The organism is Mycobacterium conspicuum, from assembly GCF_010730195.1.
Lineage (GTDB): Bacteria > Actinomycetota > Actinomycetes > Mycobacteriales > Mycobacteriaceae > Mycobacterium > Mycobacterium conspicuum.
Map to the genome: position 1 here is coordinate 4904311 of NZ_AP022613.1, position 23147 is coordinate 4927457.

Consider the following 23147-nt stretch of genomic DNA (forward strand, 5'->3'; position numbering starts at 1 on the left):
CTAGAGCGACAGGATCGTCGCCGACGCGGTACCCGGTGCGCCGTACACCTGCGCCAGCCCGACGCGCGGGTTGCCGGGCACCTGACGATCGCCCGCCTCGCCGCGCAGCTGGCGCACCAGCTCGTGCATCTGCCGCAGGCCCGACGCGCCGATCGGCTCGCCGTTGGCGATCAGCCCGCCGTCGGTGTTGACCGGGATCGAGCCGTGGATCTCGGTCTCGCCGTCGGCCACCAGCTTTTCCTGGTCGCCGTCGGCGCACAGGCCCGTCTCGGCCATGTGAATGACCTCGTTGCCGGCGTCGGTGTCCTGCAACTGCGCGACGTCGACGTCCTCGGGCCCGATGCCCGCCGCCTCATAGGCGGCCTTGGACGCATACACCGTCGGTGACGCGTCGCCGTCCAACGGCGCGAAGGTGGCGTGCACCTCGTAGGCGCCGTAGCGACGGGTGCGGATCTCGCACGCCCGCACATAGACCGGCTTGTCGGTGTACTTGTGCGCGATGTCGGCGCGGCACATCACCACGGCGGCGGCCCCTTCGTCGGGCGCGCAGAACATGTATTGGGTCAGCGGGTAGTTGAGCACCGTCGAGTTGAGGATCTCGTCGACGGAAATCTCCTTGCGCCGGAAGGCATTCGGGTTCAGCGCGCCATTGCGGAAGTTCTTATTGGCCACGCGCGCCAGGGTTTCCTGCGAGATGTTGTGGTCGTGCAGGTACTTGTTGGCTTTCATGCCGAAGAACTTGGTGGTGACGAACTGCCCGTTTTGCGCGTACCACTGCGGCAGCGCCAGCTTGGCGGGGTCGTCGGTGAACGCGCCGCGCGGATGCTTGTCCAAGCCGATCGCGATGCCGATGTCGTACTTGCCCAACCGGATGGTGTCGGCGGTCTGCTGAATGGCGCTGGCCGCGGTGGCGCACGCATTGAAGACGTTGGTGAAGGTGATGCCGGTCAGCCCGACCAGGCGGGTCACCGCGTCGGGGTTGGACACCTCGTGGCTGCCGCCGAAGCCGAACTGGATGTCCTTCCAGTCCACCCCGGCGTCGGTCAGCGCGGCCTGGATGGCCTCGGCGCCCATCTGCATCGCGGTCTTGTCGAACCTGCCGAACGGGTGCAGGCCCACACCGATGATGGCGACGTCATTAGTCATGTCGGGACTCCTTGCGTGTTAAACCGGCTGGAACGCGAAGGTGACGATCTCGTTGCCGTCGGCGTCAGTGGTGAACGGCACCATCGTCAGCTCGACCTCCTGGCCGAACTGGATCTTGGCCGGGTCGTTCTCGGTCAGCCGGCCCTCGACCCGGATGACGTCACCCAACTGGACCAGGCCCACACCGAACGGCACGAAATCATTGCCGGTGGGGCCGGCGTAGGGAGCGCCGGGTGGGAAACCCTGGGTGGTCCACGCGACCAGGGTGCCGCGGCGGGGCAACAACGACTCGCTCATCTGCCCGCCGCTGCACCGCGGGCAGCGCTGCTGCACCGGGAAGGTGGTGGCGCCGCAGTCGCCGCACTGACTGCCGATTAGCTGCGGGTTCTCGTCGGGCCACGTAGAGATGCCGGGATCGATTGCCTTCTGCATCGAGGGATCCTCCAACGAAAAAGTAAATGGACTCAGGCAAACCGTACAACAGCATTCCAGAAAAGCGGAAACCCCATTCTCACGCCGGATGCCCCCGGCGTCGACAGGCACCGTAGGTTCGACACCGTGCTCGTTCCAAGCAGCACGCAGTGGACCAAGCGAGGAGACGGCTGATGGCAGTCACGGTGTTACTCGAACTCAGATTCAAGCCCGAAGCGGTGTCGGCGGGGCGAGACCTCATGCGCCGGACGCTGGAGGTCACCCGCGGGTTCGACGGCAACCTCCAAACCGACGTGCTGGTCAACGAAGACGACGAAGCGCACTGGATCATCTACGAACTCTGGGACACCGTCGAGCACGATGAGGCCTACCGCGCGTTTCGTGCCGGCGAAGGCAAAGTGACCGAGCTGCCCCCGCTGTTGGCCGCGCCTCCGGTCAAGACGCGCTACCTCACCACCGATATCTAGCTCAGGGCGGGGATCACTTCGCGTTCGAACAACTCGATGCCCGAGCGGTCGTAGGCGGCCTCGGGGAAGTAGCAGATCGCGTACTCGCACCCGAGGTCGCGGACTTTGCCGATCCGCTCGGCCACTTGTTCCGGTGTGCCCGTCGTCGAATCCGGGCCACCGCCGGCGGCGATCATCGAATCCAGCAGCGCGTCGGGCATGTACCCGGTGAGTCGCTCGCGCATCCGCTGCTGGCGGTCCTTGACGTCGGTCTCGGAGGTGCCGACGATCACGGTGAAATTCGCCGAGCGCACGATGGCGTCGAAGTCGGTGCCCAGCTTGCCGCAGTGCTGCGCCAATACCTCGGACTTGTGCGCGAACTCGTCCAACGCCGGGGTGAAGTTGGTGTACTGCGCGTACTTCGCTGCGATGCGCAGCGTCACCTTCTCCCCGCCGCCGGCGATCCACAGCGGAATACCGTTGTCCTGCAACGGCTTCGGGGCAACGATCGCGCCGTCCACCTGGTAGTGCTTACCGTCGAAGCTGACCTTGCCGTCGCGCCAGGCGTCCCGCATGATCTGCACGCCCTCGTCGAGGCGGCCCAGCCGCTCCCCGGCCGGCGGAAAGCCGTACCCGTATGCGCGCCATTCGTGTTCGTACCAGCCGCCGCCGATCCCCATTTGGATCCGGCCGCCGGAGATGATGTCCGAGGTGGCCGCCACCTTGGCCAGGTACACCGGATTGCGGTAGCTCATCGCGGTGCACATCTGGCCGAGCTTGATCCGCGACGTCACCGCGGCGTAGGCCGCCATCAGCGACCAGGCCTCGTGCGTGGCCTCGTCGCTGGGCAACGGGACGGTGTGGAAGTGGTCGTAGACCCACAGCGAGTCCCACGCGGCGGCGGCGTCGGCGTAGGTGGCCAGGTCGCGCATCACCGCCCAGTGTTGCTTGGGTTCGATGCCGACCAGATCCATCCGCCAGCCCTGCGGAATGAACAATCCAAAGCGCATAGTTAGGGAGCCTAATCCTCCGCTAATGCTCAGAAAAACCTGGACCCCGACGGCTGCATGAAGAACCCATGCTCGCCGTTGAAGGTGTCCAAGCAGGCGCTGAGCCGGTTGTCCCCGACCGCACACGTGACGTTGCCGAAAGACACTTTCTGCCCTGGGCTCAACGGTCTGGCGTACGCGAAACGGTTGGTGCAATCGCTGCCTTCCCAGGTGCGGTCATAGGAATCCTTGGACGACTCCCAGGTGATCTCCCCGAATGCGCAGGGATCATTCGAATCCGCCATCTGGCCTTTACAGCGCAGGTACTGCGAAGAGTGGCCGCCGGCCTCCCTGGTGAACGAGCAGGTCAAGTCGTAGGGCGTGGAGAAAGTCACCATCCCCGGCGCATTCCCTTCCACGAAGTACTGGTCGGCGGAGACTGTCGAAAAGCCGCTCAGATCGGGGAAGCCCGGGGGCAGGGCCGAGGCGCTCGGAGCCAGCGCCGGGGCCAGCAGCACTCCGGTGATCAGCACCGCCATCAGCTTGAGTCGCATCTCGCCTCCCATTGACCGTTTCTTAATACTCAGTCGCGTTGTGTGCGTCAGACATCGAAGAGTAGGCGTACTTGGCGCGGGTTGTGCAGGATATGCACGGCCGCGTCGCAGGCGGACCTCGCGATCGCCGCTCTGATCACGGGCAGGCTGTCGCGGCGATAGCGACACACCCACGCCCAGTATTCGCGGGTTTCTCGCGATCGTCGCAGCGTGCGCCACACGCAGCGGCACAGTGGGAAATCCAGCACCACGATCGTGTCGGCCGCGCGCAACCGCAGAGCCAGGCCGGTGTCGTACGGGCCGAGGTCGCCGTCGATGATCCAGCGCTCACCCGCCACCAGCCGGCGCTGGATCTCCGTCCAGTCCTGTTCGGCGGTCGGCCGCGGACCGGGCAGCCAGAAGAGGCTGTCCAATTCGATGACGGGTATGCGCAGGCGAACCGAGAGTTGCTGCGCCAGAACCGATTTCCCCGCGCCGCCGCGGCCGAGGATGACGACGCGTTGCATGCTGCCCTCCAGCTTCACAGCGGATCGATAACGACGGCTCAGCCTCACGCTAAAACCGGGAGATATTTCTTGATGCATGACTAAGCGCGTCATCCCCGCTGCGCAACTGATTTTGGCCGGGGCCGCCACCGCCGCAACGTTGGCGCTCTTCAACGTCGCGCAAGCCAATGCGGCGGCGGGTGGCTTCGCCACCGACGACCCCGGCAACTTTGTCAACGACAACGGCCAGACTTCGGGCGACATCTTCACGCAGAACGCCCAGGACCAGAGCACCGCGAGCGGCGCGGGGACGTCGTAACCCGCCCTCAGGTCCCCAGCGCGTCGAGCGCGGCCTGCACCGACGAAGCGCGCAACGCGTCGTGATCGGCGTCGGGAAACTGTAAACAGCAGTCCTGCAGTCCGCCGAACGCCACCACCGCGCGGGTTGACTGCGCCAACGTCGGTTTCGGCCCGAATACCAACTTGCCCAGCCGGTCACGCCACGCCAGTACCTTGTCGATCAGGCCAAGCTCGGCCAGCATCGTCAATTCCGCCAGCACCAGCACCAAGTCCTGACGGTGCCGATAGTGAAAATCGAAATAGCCTTCCAGCACCTCGCGGGCATCGATCTCGTCGCGAGTCTCTTGGTCGGCGACGAACTGCTCGCCTTCGTCGATCAACGGAACCAGGATGCTGCGCACCAGCTCTTCGCGCGACGCGAAGTGGTAATACAACGCGGGTTTGGTGATCCCCAGCTTGTCGGCGATGTCCTGCAAGCTGGTGCGCTGCACCCCCTGCTGCAGAAACAAATCCCGGGCGACCTCCTGGATTCGCCGCCGAGTGCCCGACCGGGGTCTGACCATCCTAAGAGAATAACTTACTTACCGATCGTTAAGCCCTATGTTAGGCTGACCTAACTTAGGAGGTTGCCATGCGGATTCTCATCTCGGGGGCCAGCATCGCGGGCCCGGTCCTGGCGTACTGGCTCACCCGGTACGGCTTCGACGTCACCGTCGTCGAGCGCGCGCCGGCCTTGCGCAAGACCGGCGGCCATGCCGTCGACCTGTTCCGACCGGCCATGGAGATCTCGGAAAAGATGGGCGTGCTGCCGCGCATCGAGGCACTGGCCACCGGCACGGACCGGCTGACGATGTACCGCGACGGCGCGGCGCACCCCGCTCGCATCGACTACCACAAGCTGGTCGGCGGCATTTCCGACCGGCACGTGGAGATCATGCGAGACGACCTCAGCGAGGTCTACTACGACGCCGGCCGCGACGACGTGGAGTACCTCTTCGGCGACTCGATCACCGCCATCTCGCCCGACGCGCAGGTGACCTTCGAGCACGCGCCGCCACGCAAGTTCGACGTCGTCATCGGCGCCGACGGCCTGCATTCGAACGTCAGGCGCCTGGTCTTCGGCGAGGCCGCGGAACGCACCAACTTTCTCGGCGGATATCTGGCCGTGCAATCCGTCCCGAAATCACTTGCGCCGGTTGGGGAGATGATTGTTCATCTCGGTGCGGGCCGCCTCGCGGGCATCTACACCGCGCAGCCGTTGGATGACGCGCGCGCGTTGTTCATGTTCAAAAGCAAGGAAGAACTACAGTACCACTACCGAGATGTGGTGCGGCAGAAGGAAATACTGCGCACCGCGTTCGCGGGCCGGCATGCGATGGTGGATCGCTGGCTCGACGAGCTTGAGCACACGCCGACGTTCTACTTCGACTCGATCACGCAGTTGCAACTGGACACCTGGTCGCGCGGCCGCGTCACCCTGGTCGGTGATGCCGGCTATTGCCCGGGCCCCGCGGTGGGCGGCAGCACGAGCATCGCGGTGCTGGGCGCCTACATTCTGGCCGGCGAGCTGGCGCAGGCCAACGGCGACTACGTTCGGGCGTTCGCGGCCTACGAGGCCGAGATGGATGAACCGGTGCGGCGCAGCCGCGCCATGGCGCGCGGCATCGCCAAGGGGCTCATCCCCAACTCGCGAGCTGGTGTGTGGGCCTTAACCCGTGGCGCCCAATTGATCTCGACGTTGCCCGCCGGCCTGACCAAGGCCGTCGCGAAGCTGAACACCAAGACCGTGCGGCTCTACGACACGATGCACTACAAGGAGTACGCCCCAGCGCCTTGACCGCGAGCCAGCTTAGGTCAGCGAGTCCGGCGGCAGGAAGCGGTCGCCGTACTTGGCGGCCAGCTCACGGGCCCGCGCCACGAACGCTTGCTTACCCGTGCCGCCGGCACCCGAGTAGCCGACGATGAACTGCGCGCTGCCACCGGTCCACGGCGGGAACCCGATGCCCATGATCGAGCCGATGTTGGCGTCGGCCGTCGACGTCAGTACGCCCTCGTCGAGGCACTTCTGGGTTTCCAGCGCCTCGGCGAACAGCATCCGGTCGATCATGTCCTGCAGCGGCGGCTCCGATGCCCCGGACTTGAACGTCTCGCGCAGGCCCGGCCACAACCCGGTGCGCTTGCCGTCGGGGTACTCGTAGAACCCCGCGCCCTTCAACCGCCCCGACCGGCCGAGCTCAATCATCTTCTCCACCACGGCTTCTGCCGGGTGCGGCTCGTAGGTGCCGCCGGCGTCCTCGACGCCCTTGCGGGTGGCGACGGCGATCTTGTGCATCAGCTCCAGGTTGAGCTCGTCGGACAGCTGCAGCGGCGGCGCCGGGTAGCCGGCCTGCGAACCGGCGTGCTCGATGCTGGCCGGCTCCACACCCTCGCCCAGCATCGCCAGCGCCTCGTTGACGAAGGTGCCGATGACGCGGGAGGTGAAGAACCCGCGGCTGTCGTTGACCACGATCGGGGTCTTGCCGATGGCCAGCGTGTAGTCGAACACGCGCGCTAGCGCCTCGTCAGATGTCTTCTCGCCCTTGATGATTTCCACCAGCGGCATCTTGTCGACCGGCGAGAAGAAGTGGATCCCGATGAAGTCCTCCTGGCGCTTGACGCCGGTGGCCAGCCCGGTGATCGGCAACGTGGAGGTGTTGGATCCCAGCACCGCGTTGGGCTCGACCACGTCCTCGATCTCCTGGAACACCTTGTGCTTGAGCTCCTGGTTCTCGAACACCGCCTCGATGACGAAGTCGACACCCTTGAGGTCGGCCGCATCGGCCGTCGGCGTGATCCGGCTCAGCAGCGCCTTGGACTTCTCTTCGGTGGTCTTGCCACGCTGAAGTGCCTTGGCCTCAAGCTTTTCCGAGTAGCCCTTGCCCTTCTGCGCGGCATCCAGGCTGACGTCCTTGAGCACCACGTCGTAGCCGGCCTTGGCCGAGACGTAGGCGATGCCGGCGCCCATCATGCCGGCGCCGAGCACGCCGATCTTGTTGATCTTCACCGGTTCGATGCCGTCGGGTCGCGACCCGCCGCCGTTGATGGTCTGCAGGTCGAAGAAGAACGCCTGAATCATATTCTTGGCGACCTGGCCGGTGACCAGTGACGCGAAGTAGCGGCTCTCGATGCGGCTGGCGGTGTCGAAGTCGACCTGGGCGCCCTCGACCGCGGCCGCCAGGATCGCCCGCGGCGCCGGCATCGGCGCGCCCTTGAGCTGCTTGCGCAGCAACGCCGGGAACGACGGCAGGATGGCCGCCAGCGCCGGCGACGACGGGGTGCCGCCGGGCATCTTGTAGCCCTTGGCATCCCAGGGCTGGGTGTGCGAGTCGGGGTTGGCTTTGATCCATGCCTTGGCCGCCGGCACCAGTTCCTCGACCAAACCGACCAACTCGTCGACGAGTCCGTTCTCCTTGGCCTGCTGAGGCTTGAACCGGGTGCCCTGGGACAAAACATTCATGAACGCGTTCTGGATGCCGAACATCCGCACGGTGCGGGTCACCCCGCCGCCGCCCGGCAACAGGCCCAGCGTCACCTCGGGCAGACCGAGCTGACTGCCCTTAACGTCGGCGGCGATCCGGTGGTGACACGCGAGCGCGATCTCCAATCCACCGCCGAGGGCGGCGCCGTTGATGGCGGCCACCACCGGCTTGCCGAGCGTCTCGAGCGCGCGCAGGTCGCGCTTGACCGCCTCGACGGTGTCGAACGCCTCGCCGGCGTCCTCGGGTCCGAGATTGATCATGCCCTTCAGATCACCGCCGGCGAAGAAGGTCTTCTTCGCGCTGGTGATCACCACGCCGGTGATCGAATCCTTCTCTGCCACAAGGCGTTCTACGGCGTTGTGCATCGATTCGGCGTAGTGCTCGTTCATCACGTTGGCCGACCCGGTGGGGTCGTCCAGCGTCAGGGTGACGATGCCGTCGGCGTCCTTGTCCCACTGAATCGTGTTCTCTGCCATGGTCTTAAACCCTCTCGATGATGGTCGCGACGCCCATGCCGCCGCCGATGCACAGGGTGACAAGCGCGCGACGGGCGTTGCGGCGCTCCAGTTCGTCGACCATGGTGCCCAGGATCATCGCACCGGTGGCGCCCAGCGGGTGGCCCATCGCGATGGCGCCGCCGTTGACGTTGAGGATCTCGTCGCCAATGTTGAGGTCCCGCTGGAACTTCAGCACCACCGAGGCGAACGCCTCGTTGAGTTCGAACAGGTCGATGTCGTCGACGGTGAGACCGGCACGGTCGAGCACCTTGCGGGTCGCCGGGGTGGGGCCGGTCAACATGATGGTGGCGTCGGCGCCGCTGGTGGCGGTGGCCACGATGCGGGCCCGCGGGGTCAGGCCCTGCGACTTGCCCGCCGCCTCGGAGCCGATCAGCACCAGCGCGGCGCCGTCGACGATGCCCGAACTGTTGCCGCCGGTGTGGACGTGGTTGATCTTTTCGACCCAGTGGTACTTCTGCAGCGCCACGTCGTCGAAGCCGCCCATCTCGCCGATGCCGTCGAACGCGGTCTTCAGTTTGGCCAGACCCTCCATCGTGGTCTCTGGCCGCATGTGCTCGTCGTGGTCGAGGATCACCAGGCCGTTCTGGTCCCGCACCGGTACGACCGACTTGGCGAAATAGCCGCCGGACCAGGCCGCGGCCGCGCGCTCCTGGCTGCGCAACGCGTAGGCGTCCACGTCCTCGCGGCTAAAGCCCTCGATGGTGGCGATCAAATCGGCGCCGATGCCCTGCGGGGCGATGTAGTTGTCGTAGGTGAACGGCACGTCGGTGAACATGGCGCCGCCGTCGGATCCCATCGGGACCCGGCTCATCGACTCCACGCCGCCGGCCAGCACCAGGTCGTCCCAGCCGGAGCGCACTTTTTGCGCGGCGGTGTTGACGGCCTCCAGGCCGGAGGCGCAGAACCGGTTGAGCTGCACACCGCCGACGGTGTCGGGCAGGTGGGCCGCGAGTACCGCGGTGCGGGCGATGTCGGCGCCCTGATCGCCCACGGGCGAGACGCAGCCGAGGATGACGTCGCTGATCAGGTTCTCGTCGAGGTCGGGGTGGCGCTTGCGCAGCTCCTCGATCAGGCCGACGACCAGGTTGAGTGGCTTGACTTCGTTCAGTGCGCCGTTGCGTTGCTTGCCGCGCGGGGTGCGGATGGCCTCGTAGATGAAGGCTTCTTCGGGCATATCGGATTCCTCGGTTCGCCAAAAGTGGGGTGCTAGATCCGAGTTACACCCTAAACCAACCTGTTGGTTGGGAGAAATGGCGCAGGTCAGCCCGCTAGTCGGCTCGAAAAGGACTCGAAACGACCAACCGGGGCCGTCCCGTTATTGCCCGAGCCCGCGCGGTTGGTTGGCCACAAAACACTGCACGCGGGTGACGGCATCCTTATGCGCGACGCCCATACCCTCCAAAATCTGCACTATTTGCGCGGACGGAATGCCACCATCGAAATCCGTCGCGATCACGTGCACGCTGGGGAACCAGACGTCTGCATCGACCCCCTTCGGCGGGGGTTTGGTGTCACCGCCAACGCACTGGACGTAGCCGTCGATGCCGGTGTCGGCGTTCGCAGCCGACGCCTCGAACAACACAACCGGGGCGACGAGCAACGCACCGACCGCCGCGCCGACATGGATAAAGCGCATGCCCACTGATACCACAAAAACAAGGCCATTGGCAGTGGTACAGACCCATTTACCGGAACCGATCATCAGCATCGCTAAAGGCCCACCAAAGACGATGTGGCTGAGGGGACGGATGCCGGACCTTTAAGCTCGACCACCATGACGGTGTCGCGGCTGCAGCCCTACGCGACCACGATTTTCGCCGAGATGTCGGCGCTGGCGGCGCGCATCGGCGCGGTGAACCTCGGGCAGGGCTTTCCCGACGAGGACGGCCCGCCGGAGATGCTCAAGGCCGCCCAGGAGGCCATCGGAAGCGGCGTCAACCAGTACCCGCCGGGGTTGGGCATCGCGCCGCTGCGCAACGCCATCGCCGCGCAGCGCGACCGCCGCTACGGCATCCGATACGACCCGGACACGCAGGTGCTGGTGACGGTCGGGGCCACCGAGGCCATCGCGTCGGCGGTCCTGGGGCTGGTCGAACCCGGCTCCGAGGTACTGCTCATCGAACCGTTCTACGACTCCTACTCGCCGGTGATTGCGATGGCGGGCGCCCACCGGGTGGCCGTGCCTCTGGTCCCCGACGGTCGCGGCTTCGCGCTCGACACCGACGCGTTGCGCCGGGCGGTGACCCCGCGCACGAAGGCGCTGATCGTGAACTCTCCGCACAACCCGACCGGCACCGTACTCACCGAGGCCGAGCTGCGGGCCGTTGCGGAAATCGCCTCGGCCGCCGATCTTTTAGTGGTCACCGATGAGGTCTACGAGCACCTGGTGTATGACGACCGCGACCACCTACCGCTGGCCGCTTTCGACGGCATGGCCGACCGCACGGTCACCATCTCCAGCGCGGCAAAGATGTTCAACTGCACCGGCTGGAAGATCGGATGGGCTTGCGGCCCAGCCAAACTCATCGCCGGCATGCGTGCCGCCAAGCAGTATCTGAGCTACGTCGGGGGCGCACCATTTCAGCCGGCGGTCGCGCTCGCGCTGGACACCCAGGACGCCTGGGTCGCCGCGCTGCGCGACACCCTGCAGGCTCGCCGCGACCGGCTCGCGGCGGGGCTGACCGATATCGGCTTCGCGGTCCACGACAGCCACGGCACGTATTTTCTGTGCGCCGACCCGCGGCCGCTGGGCTACGACGACAGCAGCGTCTTCTGCGCCCAACTGCCGGAGAAAGTCGGGGTGGCCGCCATCCCGATGTCGGCGTTCTGCGATCCGGCGGCACCGCACGCGGACGTGTGGAATCACTTGGTGCGCTTGACCTTCTGTAAACGCGACGACACCCTCGACGAGGCCATCAGGCGGCTGGGCGGCCTGCGCGCAGCGGGAACGGCCGGCTAGGTAGCCGAGGCCGGGTCGTCGGTGCCCATCACCCGCCGGCGCAGGCCCTCCAGCGCGGCGTGCAGAATCTTCTTGCGGGCCCGGCTGATCACGAATTCGGGCAGCGGCGCCGACGGCTCGACGGTGATGGTGAACCGGACTCGGGTCTTGTCGTCACCCTCGCGGGTGAGGTTGTACTCCCCGTGCTGACCGTGTTGGTGGATGGTCTTTTTGGCATCCCACACCATCCAGTCCGGCCCCCAGTGGTATTCGAGCAGCTGCGTGTCGAAGATTCCCATCACCCTGATCGACACCTTCACGTGGCGCGGGCGCCCGTCGGGATAGCTGTCGACGACTTTGACCTTCTTGTGTACCGCGGACCACGACGGCACGGTGTCCATGTCGGCGAGCGCGTCGAGGATCACATCCTGCGGCGCATCGATGACGATTTCCTGCGATGCTTGTACGGCCACTATGAAAAAGGTGCAGTCAACAAACGATCAGTCCTCCCCATGGCCGGCAAGCGCATTGTTCGCGACCCACGCGCGCAACCCCTCGGTGGCGGCGTCCAACACCATCTTGGTCGCACGCTTGACGATGAAGGCCGGAACCGGCCCCGCGGGTTCGACCGTGACATCGAAATGGACGCGGCTTTTGTCGAGACCCTCGGGATGGACCCGGTACTCGATGTGCTGACCGCGCTGTCGGAACGTCTCTTTCGCGTCATAGACCACCCAGTCCGGACCCCAGTGGTATTCCAGGATCTCGTTATCGACCAGTCCCAGGATCTTGATCGTGGCCTTGACGTGGTGGGGCCGACCGTCCGGATAGCGGTCCAGCACTTCAACTTTCTTGTGCAGCGGAGACCACTCCGATATGACGTCGACGTCCCCCAGCGCCTCCATGATCACTTCCGGCGGCGCATCGATGACAACCTCACGCGATGCTTGTACAGCCACTTATCCCAAGTTAGCCCTGTGGCCACGCTCGCGGGCCGTGTTCGCGCAATTAGTTTATTACCAGCCTATTTCGCTGATCGGTGTCGTCGCCGCCGGCGGCGGTCCGACAGGTCCGGCGTGCGTGCGGGAGAACCGCGGAGCGGGCGCGGCCTGCTCGACGCCGTGCGCGGTGATCACCGTGGACCGCGCGTTCAGATGGTCGTTGGTGGCGGCTTCGGCCCACGTCAACACCGGAGTCACGCATGCGTCGGTGCCGGCGAAAACCTGTGTCCACTCGGCACGGGTGCGGCTGGCGAACCGCTCGGTGAAGAGGCGTTGCATCCGCGGGTACGACGCGCGGTCAAGCTGGTTCGGCACGTCGGCGGCGGACAGGCCGAGCCCGGCCAGCAGCTGCGCGAAGAACTGCGGCTCGATCGCGCCGACGGCCATGTACCTGTTGTCGGCGGTTTCATAGCAGCGGTAGAACGGGGCGCCGCCGTCGAGCAGGAACGACTCGCGCTCATCGCGAAGGCTGCCGATTCCTTTCATGGTCCACATCACCTGGGCCAGCACGCTGACCCCGTCGACCATCGCCGCGTCGATGACCTGACCCTGACCGGAGCGCTCCCGCTCGTACAGCGCGGCCACGATGCCCAGCAGCACCAGCATCGAGCCGCCACCGAAGTCGGCCACCAGGTTTAGTGGCGGCAGCGGCGGGCGGTCGCGATACCCCAGCGCCGAAAGCACACCGGTCTGGGACAGGTAGTTGATGTCGTGACCGGCGGTCGCGGCCAGCGGCCCGTCCTGCCCCCAACCCGTGATGCGCGCGAAGATCAGCCGCGGGTTGACCGCGGCGCAATCGTCGGGCCCGATGCCGAGCCGCTCGCACGTGCCGGGCCGGAAACAATCGAGCAGCACGTCGGCCTTGGCGGCCAGCTCCAGCAGCGCCCCTGGTTGCGTCTTGACGTCGAGGTCGACGATCCGCTTGCCGCGGTGCAACAGGTCGCGCTCCTCGGCCGGCATGGTCAAGCCGCCGGGCCGCCGCACCCGCACCACGTCGGCGCCCAGATCGGCAAGCACCATTCCCGCGTGCGGTCCAGGCCCGATGCCGCCGAGCTCGATGACCCGCACCCCGTCCAGGGGGCCCGCCACGAGTTGCTACTTCCCCTTCACCTGCAGCACCCGCTTGCGCAGTTCCCCGGTCGCGGCATCCATGGTGCCCTTGACGGCCCGCTTGAGCACGAAGCCGGGCAGCGGAACATTGGGGTCCACGGTCACCTCGAACTTGACCAACGTCTGGTTGTCGCCCTTGGGCACCAGAACGTACTTGCCGTCCTGCGACTTCTGCTGCGCCGAACTGACCAGCCCCCAGCTCACCTCGTTGCCGTGCCAGGTGTAGGCAACCACCTGCTCGTCGGTGATGCCGGCCGTTTTGACCTTCATCTTCACCTTGCTGGGCCGCCCGTCGGCTCCGGTCTCGAGGATCTCGGCGCTCTGGTGCGGTCCCGACCATTCGGGCATCGCCTCGAAATCGGCGATGACGTCCAGAATCTCGTCGGGGCTGGCCTCAATGACGATCTCGCGGGATTCTTTGATTGCCATGGCCCGCACGATAGGCCAATCGGCGTCTAGCCGGGAGGGTTTGGACCAAGCGTACCGTCGTCATCGTGACCGATCCCTCCTACACCGTTGGTGACTATCTGCTGGACCGTCTCGCCGAACTCGGCGTCTCCGAGATCTTCGGCGTTCCCGGCGACTACAACCTCGAATTCCTCGACCACATCGTCGCCCACCCGAAGATTCGGTGGGTGGGCAGCGCGAACGAGCTGAACGCCGGCTACGCCGCCGACGGCTACGGCCGGTTGCGCGGAATGTCAGCTGTGGTAACGACATTCGGTGTCGGCGAACTCTCGGCGGCCAACGCGATCGCCGGCAGCTACGCCGAGCACGTGCCCGTCGTGCACATCGTCGGCGGCCCGACCAAGGACGCGCAGGGCACCCGCCGCGCGCTGCACCACTCACTTGGCGACGGGGACTTCGAGCACTTCTTCCGGGTCAGCCGCGAAATCACCTGTGCGCAAGCCAATCTCATGCCGGCAACGGCCTGCCGAGAGATCGATCGGGTGCTGTCCGAGGTGCGCGAGCACAAGCTGCCCGGATACCTGCTGCTGTCCGCTGACGTGGCGCGGTTCCCCACCGAACCCCCGGCGGCCAAGTTGCCGCGCTACACCGGCGGCACCAGCCCGCGGGCGCTAGAGCTGTTCAAAGAAGCCGCCACCAGGCTCATCGCCGACCATCAATTGACGGTGCTCGCCGACCTGTTGGTCCATCGGCTGCAGGCGGTTGACGAGCTGGAAAAGTTACTGGCGGCCGACGTGGTGCCGCACGCGACGCTGATGTGGGGCAAGAGCCTGCTCGACGAGAGCTCCCCCAACTTCCTGGGGATCTACGCCGGGGCGGCCAGCGCCAAGAGGGTGCGCACCGCGATCGAAGACGCTCCGGTGTTGGTGACCGCCGGGGTGGTGTTCACCGACATGGTCAGCGGCTTCTTCAGCCAACGGATCGACCCGGGCCGAAGCATCGACGTCGCGCAGTATCAGAGCAGTGTGGCCGGTGAGGTGTTCGCACCCCTGGAAATGCGCGCGGCGCTCGAGGCGCTGGCCGGCATCGTGAAACAGCGCGGCGTACAGTCGCCGCCGGTGAACTCGCCGGTCGAAAGCCCCGCCGTGAAAACACCGGCCCGCGACGAACCGCTCACGCAAGAGATGGTGTGGAACCGGCTGTGCGCGGCACTCACCCCCGGCAACGTGGTGCTGGCCGACCAGGGCACCTCGTTCTACGGAATGGCCGATCACCGCCTACCCAACGGCGTCACCTTTATCGGCCAACCATTATGGGGCTCAATCGGTTACACGCTGCCCGCGGCGGTCGGGGCCGGAGTGGCGCACCCGGACCGCAGGACGGTGTTGTTGATCGGTGACGGCGCCGCGCAACTGACCGTGCAGGAGCTGGGCACCTTCTCCCGCGAGGGCCTGTCGCCCGTCATCGTGGTGGTCAACAACGACGGCTACACGATAGAGCGCGCGATCCACGGAAAGACGGCGCCCTACAACGACATTGTCGGCTGGCGATGGACCGAGATCCCCGGTGCGCTGGGTGTGGCCAATCATCTTGCCTACCGGGCGGAGAACTATGGCGAGCTCGACGACGCCTTCACCGCGGCCGCGGAGCATCAGGACCGCATGGTGCTCGTCGAGGTGGTGTTGCCGCGGCTTCAGATCCCGCCGCTGCTGGCCCAGCTCGTCGGGCCCATGGCACCGTCGGGCTAGGCGATCGCGAGCGCGGCGAAGCCGGGCGCAGCGGGTCGTCAGCCCTAAACCGAAGGCGCCGTGCGGTTCTGCGTCGACGACGCGATGATCGCCCACACGGTCCGCCGGCAGCGCCCGCAATCGGCACCCGCGCCGCAGGCTCGGGCGACGTCCTTTGTCGTCGATGCGCCGGCCGCGACGGCCTCGCCCACCATGTGGCTGGTGATTCCGTTACACAGGCACACCCACATTGAAAAGGCCGTTCAGTCCTGCTCGACGCGCATCATGTCGAACATGCGCCCGACGAACAGCGGCGGGTAGGCACCCACACCGACGCTGGTCATCCACCGCGCGGCGGCGTCGGGATGGTCGATCCAGTGGCTGGCGGCCTCCTCGTCGGAGAACTCCGAGAGGATCAACACTTCCCGCTCGTCGTCGAAAGCCTGGAAAATCCACATCTTTCGGACACCCGCGGCCGCGAACCGGTCGATCGCACCGTGGACCTCCGAGGTGAGGCTAGACGCGTCATCGACGGAAGCGATGGCGGCGATCACCACCCCGGGCGCCTCCGATTGCGGCTGCGGCTGCGCGACGAAGCGGTCGATGATCTCGCCCGCGAACACCGCGGGGATGTCCTCGACGCCGGCGGCGTCGAACCAGTCGAAGAAGACCCGTGAGCGCAACAGCTCCACGATCGGCTCGCGGCTGTGCACCCCGATCATCACCAGCACGCGGCCGTGGTCGTGCGTCGACGTGTAGACCAGAACGTGGTGGGCGCCGATGTCGGCCAGGGCCGCTTTGTTGCGTTCCAGCAGCGGCCACACCCGGGTCGGATCCGGGACCCGGTAGTCCGATGCGATGACCATCGAGTGGATGTCGTTGGTCACCAGCACCCCGCTTCGTCGGATTCCGTCGCCGTGCCCTCGAGCATAGATTCAGCGCAGGAGATTTTTGACCACCTTGCCGGTGGCGTTGAGCGGCAGCGCGTCCAGAAACTGCACCGATCGGGGCACCTTGAACCCGGCCATCCGATCCCGGCACCAGCTGATCAGTTCGTCGGCCTCGATGGAGCCCGGGTAGTCCGGGGAGGTCACGATGAACGCCTTGCCCACTTGGCCGAGCCGCTCGTCGGGGACCCCGATGACCGCCGCCTGCGCGACCGCCGGATGGCTGAGCAGGAAGCCTTCGATTTCGGCCGGGTAGGCATTGAAGCCGCCCACGATGAACATGTCCTTCTTGCGGCCGACGATACGCAGCCGACCGGCCTCGGTGAAGTTCCCGAGGTCCCCCGTATGCAGCCAGCCGTCGCCGTCAATCGCTTCCGCGGTGGCGGCCGGATCGTCGAGGTAGCCCTGCATGACGCCATAGCCGCGCACCAGCACCTCGCCATCGTCGGCGATGCGCACCTCGACCCCGTCGCAGGGCACCCCGGCGGTGGTGGCGACGTCCTCGAAGGAATCGCCCGGCAGGGACAGGGTGACGTTGCCGGCCTCGGTGAGCCCGTAACCCGTCATCAGTGTCTGGAAGGGCAACTCGCCATGGATGCGGCGGACGAGTTCGACGGGGATGTCGGCGGCGCCGGTCACGCCCGCCCGCAACGTCGACAGCTTGGACTTGTCCGCCACCGTCAGCAACGAGTGATACAGCGTGGGCGGACCGGGCAGCATCGTAATACGTTCGCGTTCAATGAGTTCCACGGCCGTGTCGAGGTCGAACACCGCGACCGGCAGCATCGTCGCGCCGCGCAGGAAGGACGTGATGAGTCCCGCCTTCAACCCGAACGTGTGGAAGTACGGGTTGATCTGCAGGTAGCGGTCGCCCTCGCGCAGATCGGCGAGCGTCGCCCACTCCTCGTACATGCGCAGCGTCTGACGATGATTCATCATCGCGCCCTTGGGGCGCCCGGTGGTGCCCGACGTGAAGATGATGTCGGAAATGTCGGTTCCGCTCACCGCCCGCTCGAATGGCGAACCGCTGGAAAGGAAGTCCGATTTCAGGTCGATGACCGGTGTGCCCGCGGGCGCGACGTAATCCTGGCCCAGGAACCCCTTTTGGACCAGCACGGCCTTGGCGCCGCTGCGGGCGATGACGTCACCCGCTTCCTCGGTCTTGAACCGGGTGTTGACCGGCACCAGCACCCCACCGGCGGTGAGCAGTCCGAACGCGGCGATGATCCACTCCGCCGAGTTCGGTGCCCAGATGGCTACCCGTTCACCCTTGTCGATCCCCAGCTCGGCGAATGCCCCTGCGGCGCAACGTATTCGCTCAACAATCTGGCCGAAAGTGAAGCGCAGCGGACCGTCGACAACAGCTTCCGCGTCGCCGAAACGATCCGCTGCGCTCAAGACCATCTCGGGGATGGTCTGCCAGACGGCTTTACCCGGCGTCACACCGTGATGAGTCGACCGAGGTTGCCGCCCATGATCTTCGCCTGGTCGTCGACCGACAGGTGTGACAGCGCGTTGACATAGAACGTCGGCTCCGCCAGCCCTTCCGGATGCGGCCAGTCCGAGCCGTACAACACCTGGTCCACCCCGACGAGGTTGACCAGATCGTCGATGCCGTCCTCGAAGAACGGGCTGACGTGGATGCGGCTCTTGACCATCTCGACCGGGTCGCTGGGGAACACTTCCGGGGCCTTGCGGAAGACCTCGGCCAGGCCGTCCAGCAGCGGGGTCATCCACTTCGAACCGGCCTCGACGATCGCGACCTTCAGCTTCGGGTGGCGGTAGAGCGCGCCGTGGATCACCCAGGAGCCCACCGCGTCCTGGATCGGCCGCCACTCGTTGAGGATGCCCATCGCATTGGTCTGGAACGGCAGCATCTCTTGTTCGGCACCGTCCCACTCGGAGGTGTACCGCGAGTAGCCGCTGTCGGACGAGTGCATGCCGACCAGGACGTCGTGCTCGACGACCCGCTCCCAGAACGGGTCGAACTCGGGCACCGCGAACGACCGCGGGCCGCGGAAACCGGGCACCGGAGCCGGGCGGACCAGGATGCACCGCGCCCCACGCTTGACCGCCCATTCCAGTTCCTCGATCGCCTTCTCCACGATCGGCAGGGTGATCACCGGCGTGGTGAAGATCCGGTTCTCGTAGTTGAAGCCCCACACCTCGTGGAGCCACTCGTTGAGCGCATGGATCAGGACGTGGATGGCGACCGGGTCGTCGCGCAGCCGCTCCTCGAGCAGGCTGGCCAGCGTCGGAAACATCAGGGTGCGGTCCAGACCCAGCTCGTTCATCTTCTCCAGGCGCGGGCCGGGCTCGAAGAACGCCGGAATGGCGCGCATCGGCTCGCCGAACAGCTCGCGCTTGCTCTTGCCGTCCGGGTTGCCGTACTTGAAGTACTCCTCCCAGGCGCCCGGCCGGGCCACGACCTCAAAGGTCGGGTTGGGGATGTAGTTGCTGATGTGGCCGCGGATCGCGATCTTGGTCCGCCCGTTGATCTGCACGTACTGGACGAAGTCCTTGTACTCCTTGGGCAGGAACTTGGTCAGCGCCTCCGGCGGCTCGTAGAGATGGTTATCGGCGTCAAAGATCGGGAACGGGACATCTTCCCGATGCGACAACTGGCCCATGAGATCCTCCTTCTTAATTTGCGAGAATACTATTCTCTTCGACAGCGGACCGCAACGTGCCCCCGTGTGGCCTGGGTCGCAGCGACGCGGGCGTCAGGGCACGGTCAACAGGTGGTGCTGATCTTGAACGCCGCGGACGCCGGTTCGTTGGGCTTGTCGGTCTTGTAGCCGTTCGCGGTGCCGGTGATGGTGTATCTGCCGCCGCTGAAGCTCATGTTGGCGTCGCCGTTGCCGCCCAGTGAGTACAGGCCGGTGAAACCGCCGACATTGCGGATGCGGACCTCGGTCGCCGTGGCCTGCTGTCCTCGTGAGTCGATGTTGACGGTGGCCCCCGCCAATTCGCCGCCGATGTTGATCGTCTTGTACCAGTCCAGCTGTGAACACTTGACGACGTGAATCGTGGTGTCGGTGCCATTAACCGTCACCGAGGCACTGCTCGCGGCCTGCGATCCCGAGCCGCACGCGCCAAGCGTGGCGATGGCCAGCGCCGCCCCTACGGTTGTTAAGGCCGCCGAGGTTGAAGTCCCAACTCGATCCGGCATGTGACCACCTCAATCCTGGGTGCTCGAACTCCTGGGCCTGCTGCGATGATGTTATTCTCCCGCAATGAGAATGCCAATATCGGCATTCTCCGCTAAGGAGTGGTCCAAGGAGCCGGTAATACGTGGTCGACCTCGAGTTCGAAGACGGGTTGGCGGTGCTCACCATCGATCGCCCGCACGCTCGCAATGCCATCGCGCTCGACACCATGGATCAGCTCGAACAAGCAATAGGCGCGGCGGCCGGCGCTCAGGCCCTGGCCATCAAGGGCGCCGGCGATCGTGCGTTCGTCTCCGGCGGTGACCTCAAGGAGCTCAGCGCGCTGCGGACCGAAGAGGATGCCGCGGCGATGGCCAAACGCATGCGGTCGATCTGCGATCTATTGGCGGGCTTTCCGGCGCCGGTGATCGCGGTGCTCAACGGCCACGCGTTCGGCGGCGGCGCTGAGGTCGCGGTGGCCGCCGACATTCGGGTGGCCGCCGACGACATCAAAATCGCCTTCAATCAGGTTGCGCTGGAAATCATGCCGGCCTGGGGCGGCGCCGAGCGGTTGGCCGCACTGGTCGGAAAAAGCAAGGCGCTGCTGCTGGCGGGCAGCGGACGCGAGCTCAACGCGGCCGAGGCCGAGCGGATTGGCTTGCTGGATGTGGTATTCCCCCGCTCATCGTTCGAGGACGGTTGGCGCGCGGTGGCCCAATCACTGGCCCGCCGCCCGGCTACGGAGATAAAAAGAGTAATCAGCGGAGTATCACCTGATGAGGCGATAGCATCCTTTGCACGGCTGTGGGTTGCCGACGCACACTGGCGAGCCGCAGAGCGGGTGATGAACCGCAACGCCAAGACGCGTGAGGCGGCCAAAGGAGCGACATGACGGGCAAATACACAGCGTTGGGTACGACCTCGGCAATGGCGATCGCCATGACCGGTTTCCTGGCGAGCACCGGATCGGCACATGCCGATAATCCGGTCACGCATCACGTCAAATACACCGTCACCGCGCAGAATCCGATCTACACCGACATCTATTACCTGGACCACGAGCCGGAAAAATTTGCCGACTACAGCCACAACCCCTACTCATTCACCCCGCACATCGATGTCGATCTCGGGCCGGGAAAGTCGTGGAGCTACGAGCTGGACCTGTCGAAACCCGAGGTGTACGCGATGGTCGTGGCGAGCACGGGCACGGAGCCCGGCACGCCGGGGCTTCACTGTGAGCTGGCCGTAGACGGAGCCGTCGTCGTATCCAAGGACGGCCCCAAAGGCGTGCTTTGCTCGATCCGGAACTGGTGAACGACCCAGGTCTCCGGGATACCTTCGATGGGCTGCGGTTCGCCTTCCAGGCGCCGCAGATAACTTTCGACCAGCTCCTTGGTTTCGGCGTGCCCGCCGGAAATGCCAACGGACTGCTCCAGCACCAGGAATCGCGACAAACTGCTCATCAAAACCGACCACACCACGGGCGGCATCTCGATGCCGTCCGCCTTAACTTTCGGGCCGTACCGCTCCAGCGCAATCGTCACCGCTTGGCGTTGGTCCTCGCGGAAACGTTCGGCGTAGTAAGCGATTTCGGCGCGCATCTCCTTGCGATGGTTCGCCAGCGCCATGAATTCCATGGAGATCCGGGTGAAGGCGGGGTCGGTGCCGAACCGCCACAGCGCCCACAGCGGTTGCGGCGATTGCAGCAGCCGCGCATGCACTTCCAGCGCCTCCTCGGCGCGACGCCGGAAAACCTCGAGGAACAGCGCCTCCATGGTGCGGAAGTAGTAGTGCACCAATTGCGGTTTCAGCCCCGCCTTGTGGGCGAGGCGGCGCGACGTCACGGCCGCATAGCCCTCTTCGATCATCAATTGTTCGGCCGCGTCGAGCAGCAGCACGCGATTCTTCGCGTCCGGTGCTCCAATCCTGCGAGCCGACGTCATGATGTCACTCCGTACCCTCGGGCGTTCCCGACTTTCCAGTATCGCCTGTGCCAGATCGTAGCCACCGTCGCGGCGCGGCGTTGCGACCTTGACCCTGACATTACCGCCATGCTAAGCAGGTGCTCAGCACATTTTGGATCTCGCAATCGGGGGCGGCGGTACCGCTTGTCACCGATGGCACCGATAAACCCAGCCAGGAGACGCATTTCCGATGAGCAGTTTTGAGTCGATCGACTTCTTCACCGATCCGTCTCTGGTCCCAGATCCGCACCCCTACTTCGATTACCTGCGCGCCCAGAACCCCGTAATGCGCCTGCCCCACCACGGGGTCGTCGCCATCACCGGCTACGACGAAGCCACCGAGGTCTACAAGAATCCCGACATCTTCTCCAACATCGTCGCGCTCGGCGGACCGTTCCCGCCGCTGCCGTTCACCCCCGAGGGCGACGACATCAGCGCCCAGATCGACGAGCACCGCAGTTACTTTCCGATGAACGAGCACATGGTCACCATGGACCCACCGGACCACACCAAGGCCCGCTCGGTGCTCGCGAAGCTGCTTACCCCGAGCCGACTGAAGCACAACGAGGAGTTCATGTGGAGCCTGGCCGACCGGCAGCTCGACGAGTTCCTGCACAACGGCAAGTGCGAGTTCATCGCCGAATACTCCAAGCCCTTCGCCACTTTGGTGATCGCCGACCTGCTCGGTGTCCCCGAGGACGACCACAAGGAGTTTCGGACCGTCCTGGGCGCCGACCGCCCCGAGGCCCACGTGGGTGCCCTGAACCACCAGTCGGTCGGCATCAACCCGCTGGAGTGGCTCGACGACAAGTTCTGCGCCTACATCGAGGACCGGCGCCGCGAGCCGCGCAACGACGTGCTGACTTCGCTTGCGGCGGCGCTGTATCCGGACGGATCGACGCCCCCGGTCATCGAAGTGGTCCGCTCGGCCACCTTCCTTTTCGCCGCGGGTCAGGAGACGACGGCCAAGCTGCTCAGCGCGGCACTGCAGGTGATCGGTGACCGGCCCGACATCCAGCAACGGCTGCGCGACGACCGCAGCCTGATTCCTGGATTCATCGAGGAATCGCTACGGATGGACAGCCCGGTCAAGAGCGACTCGCGGCTGACCGTGCGGCCCACCACCATCGGCGGTGTCGACATCCCCGCGGGCACGGTCGTGATGGTGCTGCCGGGCGCCGCCAACCGGGATCCGCGCCGCTTCGAGAACCCGCACGAGTTCCAACTCGACCGCAAGAATGTCCGCGAGCACATGGCCTTTGCCCGCGGCGTGCACTCGTGTCCCGGCGGGCCGCTCGCCCGCGTGGAGGGCCGCGTCTCGATCGAGCGCATCCTGGATCGAATGCCGCACATCGAAATCGACGAATCCGCGCACGGTCCGGCCGACGGCCGCCGATACGAATACGAGCCCACGTACATCTTGCGTGGCTTGCGGGAACTGCACCTGGCTTTCACGACGGCGGACGCGGTTGCCCCCGTGGGCTAGTCGGGTCTAAACGATTAGCCCGCAGGGGT

General features: G+C 65.7%; 27 protein-coding genes. 8 read left to right on the plus strand and 19 right to left on the minus strand.

Annotation, left to right across the window (positions count from 1 at the left end; genetic code table 11):
• Entirely contained in the window at positions 1-1146 is a 1146-nt protein-coding gene (locus G6N66_RS22340) for a thiolase family protein (RefSeq protein ID WP_085235014.1), read from the minus strand.
• Between the two features lie 18 nt (positions 1147-1164).
• Positions 1165-1578 carry a Zn-ribbon domain-containing OB-fold protein gene (locus tag G6N66_RS22345; protein WP_085235013.1) on the minus strand — a complete coding sequence of 138 codons (414 nt, stop codon included), beginning with the start codon at positions 1576-1578 and terminating at the stop codon, positions 1165-1167.
• A gap of 173 nt (positions 1579-1751) precedes the next feature.
• On the opposite strand from G6N66_RS22345, the gene G6N66_RS22350 reads away from it, so the two are divergent.
• On the plus strand, positions 1752-2045 hold the full coding sequence (locus tag G6N66_RS22350; RefSeq protein WP_085235033.1) for a putative quinol monooxygenase: 294 nt from the start codon (positions 1752-1754) through the stop codon (positions 2043-2045).
• Here G6N66_RS22350 and G6N66_RS22355 read toward each other — a convergent pair.
• The 3 genes from G6N66_RS22355 to G6N66_RS22365 are packed head-to-tail and all read right to left on the minus strand — an operon-like array spanning position 2042 to position 4091.
• Complete coding sequence (locus tag G6N66_RS22355) at positions 2042-3034, minus strand: LLM class F420-dependent oxidoreductase (RefSeq protein ID WP_085235012.1); 993 nt, start codon at positions 3032-3034, stop codon at positions 2042-2044. The two genes, G6N66_RS22350 and G6N66_RS22355, sit on opposite strands and share 4 nt — an antisense overlap.
• Before the next feature lie 29 nt (positions 3035-3063).
• A complete protein-coding gene (locus G6N66_RS22360) occupies positions 3064-3567 on the minus strand; it encodes a hypothetical protein (protein WP_085235011.1) in 504 nt (167 codons plus the stop codon).
• A gap of 47 nt (positions 3568-3614) precedes the next feature.
• Complete coding sequence (locus G6N66_RS22365) at positions 3615-4091, minus strand: P-loop NTPase family protein (RefSeq protein ID WP_197747050.1); 477 nt, start codon at positions 4089-4091, stop codon at positions 3615-3617.
• Between the two features lie 58 nt (positions 4092-4149).
• On the opposite strand from G6N66_RS22365, the gene G6N66_RS22370 reads away from it, so the two are divergent.
• Positions 4150-4371 carry a hypothetical protein gene (locus tag G6N66_RS22370; protein ID WP_085235010.1) on the plus strand — a complete coding sequence of 74 codons (222 nt, stop codon included), beginning with the start codon at positions 4150-4152 and terminating at the stop codon, positions 4369-4371.
• Positions 4372-4378: 7 nt separating this feature from the next.
• On the opposite strand, the gene G6N66_RS22375 is transcribed toward G6N66_RS22370, so the two are convergent.
• Positions 4379-4915: a TetR/AcrR family transcriptional regulator gene (locus tag G6N66_RS22375; RefSeq protein WP_085235009.1), complete on the minus strand. Its 537-nt coding sequence runs from the start codon at positions 4913-4915 to the stop codon at positions 4379-4381.
• Between the two features lie 68 nt (positions 4916-4983).
• Here G6N66_RS22375 and G6N66_RS22380 point away from each other — a divergent pair, with 68 nt between their 5' ends.
• A complete protein-coding gene (locus G6N66_RS22380; protein ID WP_085235008.1) occupies positions 4984-6189 on the plus strand; it encodes an FAD-dependent monooxygenase in 1206 nt (401 codons plus the stop codon).
• Positions 6190-6201: 12 nt separating this feature from the next.
• Here G6N66_RS22380 and G6N66_RS22385 read toward each other — a convergent pair whose 3' ends face one another.
• From G6N66_RS22385 to G6N66_RS22395, 3 genes are all read right to left on the minus strand, one after another.
• Complete coding sequence (locus G6N66_RS22385) at positions 6202-8346, minus strand: 3-hydroxyacyl-CoA dehydrogenase NAD-binding domain-containing protein (protein ID WP_085235007.1); 2145 nt, start codon at positions 8344-8346, stop codon at positions 6202-6204.
• Positions 8347-8350: 4 nt separating this feature from the next.
• Entirely contained in the window at positions 8351-9562 is a 1212-nt protein-coding gene (locus G6N66_RS22390; protein ID WP_085235006.1) for an acetyl-CoA C-acetyltransferase, read from the minus strand.
• Positions 9563-9703: 141 nt separating this feature from the next.
• Entirely contained in the window at positions 9704-10024 is a 321-nt protein-coding gene (locus G6N66_RS22395; RefSeq protein ID WP_085235005.1) for a hypothetical protein, read from the minus strand.
• 138 nt (positions 10025-10162) lie between these two features.
• On the opposite strand from G6N66_RS22395, the gene G6N66_RS22400 reads away from it, so the two are divergent.
• Positions 10163-11347, plus strand: coding sequence for a pyridoxal phosphate-dependent aminotransferase (locus tag G6N66_RS22400; protein ID WP_085235004.1), 1185 nt, complete (start codon positions 10163-10165; stop codon positions 11345-11347).
• Here the strand turns inward: G6N66_RS22400 and G6N66_RS22405 are convergent.
• The 4 genes from G6N66_RS22405 to G6N66_RS22420 are packed head-to-tail and all read right to left on the minus strand — an operon-like array spanning position 11344 to position 13866.
• Entirely contained in the window at positions 11344-11799 is a 456-nt protein-coding gene (locus tag G6N66_RS22405) for an SRPBCC family protein (protein ID WP_085235003.1), read from the minus strand. The two genes, G6N66_RS22400 and G6N66_RS22405, sit on opposite strands and share 4 nt — an antisense overlap.
• Before the next feature lie 27 nt (positions 11800-11826).
• Entirely contained in the window at positions 11827-12285 is a 459-nt protein-coding gene (locus G6N66_RS22410) for an SRPBCC family protein (RefSeq protein WP_085235002.1), read from the minus strand.
• Between the two features lie 57 nt (positions 12286-12342).
• Entirely contained in the window at positions 12343-13416 is a 1074-nt protein-coding gene (locus tag G6N66_RS22415; protein ID WP_139825390.1) for a CaiB/BaiF CoA transferase family protein, read from the minus strand.
• Between the two features lie 6 nt (positions 13417-13422).
• On the minus strand, positions 13423-13866 hold the full coding sequence (locus G6N66_RS22420; protein ID WP_085235001.1) for an SRPBCC family protein: 444 nt from the start codon (positions 13864-13866) through the stop codon (positions 13423-13425).
• A 65-nt stretch (positions 13867-13931) separates the two neighbouring features.
• Here G6N66_RS22420 and G6N66_RS22425 point away from each other — a divergent pair, with 65 nt between their 5' ends.
• Positions 13932-15593 carry an alpha-keto acid decarboxylase family protein gene (locus G6N66_RS22425; protein ID WP_085235000.1) on the plus strand — a complete coding sequence of 554 codons (1662 nt, stop codon included), beginning with the start codon at positions 13932-13934 and terminating at the stop codon, positions 15591-15593.
• Positions 15594-15637: 44 nt separating this feature from the next.
• On the opposite strand, the gene G6N66_RS22430 is transcribed toward G6N66_RS22425, so the two are convergent.
• The 5 genes from G6N66_RS22430 to G6N66_RS22450 all read right to left on the minus strand — a co-directional run bounded on the left by G6N66_RS22430 (position 15638) and on the right by G6N66_RS22450 (position 19691).
• Complete coding sequence (locus G6N66_RS22430) at positions 15638-15823, minus strand: (2Fe-2S)-binding protein (RefSeq protein ID WP_085234999.1); 186 nt, start codon at positions 15821-15823, stop codon at positions 15638-15640.
• Positions 15824-15835: 12 nt separating this feature from the next.
• On the minus strand, positions 15836-16462 hold the full coding sequence (locus G6N66_RS22435) for a fatty-acid--CoA ligase (protein WP_139825393.1): 627 nt from the start codon (positions 16460-16462) through the stop codon (positions 15836-15838).
• Between the two features lie 45 nt (positions 16463-16507).
• Positions 16508-17962 (minus strand): FadD3 family acyl-CoA ligase, encoded by a 1455-nt coding sequence (locus tag G6N66_RS22440; RefSeq protein ID WP_085234998.1) that lies wholly within the window; start codon positions 17960-17962, stop codon positions 16508-16510.
• Positions 17959-19149 carry an amidohydrolase family protein gene (locus tag G6N66_RS22445; protein WP_085234997.1) on the minus strand — a complete coding sequence of 397 codons (1191 nt, stop codon included), beginning with the start codon at positions 19147-19149 and terminating at the stop codon, positions 17959-17961. Before G6N66_RS22445 ends, G6N66_RS22440 begins: the two co-directional genes overlap by 4 nt.
• 104 nt (positions 19150-19253) lie before the next feature.
• The gene (locus tag G6N66_RS22450; RefSeq protein WP_085234996.1) at positions 19254-19691 is read right to left on the minus strand and encodes a lipoprotein LpqH; all 438 of its coding nucleotides are present in this window, start codon (positions 19689-19691) and stop codon (positions 19254-19256) included.
• Positions 19692-19813: 122 nt separating this feature from the next.
• Between G6N66_RS22450 and G6N66_RS22455 the strand changes: the two genes are divergently transcribed.
• Both G6N66_RS22455 and G6N66_RS22460 read left to right on the plus strand, forming a co-directional pair.
• A complete protein-coding gene (locus G6N66_RS22455) occupies positions 19814-20560 on the plus strand; it encodes an enoyl-CoA hydratase/isomerase family protein (protein ID WP_085234995.1) in 747 nt (248 codons plus the stop codon).
• Positions 20561-20595: 35 nt separating this feature from the next.
• Positions 20596-20982 carry a hypothetical protein gene (locus G6N66_RS22460; RefSeq protein ID WP_232079390.1) on the plus strand — a complete coding sequence of 129 codons (387 nt, stop codon included), beginning with the start codon at positions 20596-20598 and terminating at the stop codon, positions 20980-20982.
• Here G6N66_RS22460 and G6N66_RS22465 read toward each other — a convergent pair.
• Positions 20898-21611, minus strand: coding sequence for a TetR/AcrR family transcriptional regulator (locus tag G6N66_RS22465; protein WP_085234994.1), 714 nt, complete (start codon positions 21609-21611; stop codon positions 20898-20900). The genes G6N66_RS22460 and G6N66_RS22465 overlap by 85 nt on opposite strands.
• A 211-nt stretch (positions 21612-21822) precedes the next feature.
• On the opposite strand from G6N66_RS22465, the gene G6N66_RS22470 reads away from it, so the two are divergent.
• Positions 21823-23118 (plus strand): cytochrome P450, encoded by a 1296-nt coding sequence (locus tag G6N66_RS22470; protein ID WP_085234993.1) that lies wholly within the window; start codon positions 21823-21825, stop codon positions 23116-23118.
• Positions 23119-23147: the final 29 nt, after the last annotated feature.

Coding starts and splice junctions, on each gene's coding strand:
- G6N66_RS22470 (WP_085234993.1), top strand. CDS start 21,823: ATGAGCAGTTTTGAGTCGATCGACTTCTTCACCGATCCGTCTCTGGTC.
- G6N66_RS22350 (WP_085235033.1), top strand. CDS start 1,752: ATGGCAGTCACGGTGTTACTCGAACTCAGATTCAAGCCCGAAGCGGTG.
- G6N66_RS22340 (WP_085235014.1), bottom strand. CDS start 1,146: ATGACTAATGACGTCGCCATCATCGGTGTGGGCCTGCACCCGTTCGGC.
- G6N66_RS22400 (WP_085235004.1), top strand. CDS start 10,163: ATGACGGTGTCGCGGCTGCAGCCCTACGCGACCACGATTTTCGCCGAG.
- G6N66_RS22360 (WP_085235011.1), bottom strand. CDS start 3,567: ATGCGACTCAAGCTGATGGCGGTGCTGATCACCGGAGTGCTGCTGGCC.
- G6N66_RS22390 (WP_085235006.1), bottom strand. CDS start 9,562: ATGCCCGAAGAAGCCTTCATCTACGAGGCCATCCGCACCCCGCGCGGC.
- G6N66_RS22445 (WP_085234997.1), bottom strand. CDS start 19,149: ATGGGCCAGTTGTCGCATCGGGAAGATGTCCCGTTCCCGATCTTTGAC.
- G6N66_RS22430 (WP_085234999.1), bottom strand. CDS start 15,823: ATGTGGGTGTGCCTGTGTAACGGAATCACCAGCCACATGGTGGGCGAG.
- G6N66_RS22420 (WP_085235001.1), bottom strand. CDS start 13,866: ATGGCAATCAAAGAATCCCGCGAGATCGTCATTGAGGCCAGCCCCGAC.
- G6N66_RS22385 (WP_085235007.1), bottom strand. CDS start 8,346: ATGGCAGAGAACACGATTCAGTGGGACAAGGACGCCGACGGCATCGTC.
- G6N66_RS22355 (WP_085235012.1), bottom strand. CDS start 3,034: ATGCGCTTTGGATTGTTCATTCCGCAGGGCTGGCGGATGGATCTGGTC.
- G6N66_RS22375 (WP_085235009.1), bottom strand. CDS start 4,915: ATGGTCAGACCCCGGTCGGGCACTCGGCGGCGAATCCAGGAGGTCGCC.
- G6N66_RS22345 (WP_085235013.1), bottom strand. CDS start 1,578: ATGCAGAAGGCAATCGATCCCGGCATCTCTACGTGGCCCGACGAGAAC.
- G6N66_RS22460 (WP_232079390.1), top strand. CDS start 20,596: ATGGCGATCGCCATGACCGGTTTCCTGGCGAGCACCGGATCGGCACAT.
- G6N66_RS22450 (WP_085234996.1), bottom strand. CDS start 19,691: ATGCCGGATCGAGTTGGGACTTCAACCTCGGCGGCCTTAACAACCGTA.
- G6N66_RS22395 (WP_085235005.1), bottom strand. CDS start 10,024: ATGCGCTTTATCCATGTCGGCGCGGCGGTCGGTGCGTTGCTCGTCGCC.
- G6N66_RS22370 (WP_085235010.1), top strand. CDS start 4,150: ATGACTAAGCGCGTCATCCCCGCTGCGCAACTGATTTTGGCCGGGGCC.
- G6N66_RS22465 (WP_085234994.1), bottom strand. CDS start 21,611: ATGACGTCGGCTCGCAGGATTGGAGCACCGGACGCGAAGAATCGCGTG.
- G6N66_RS22380 (WP_085235008.1), top strand. CDS start 4,984: ATGCGGATTCTCATCTCGGGGGCCAGCATCGCGGGCCCGGTCCTGGCG.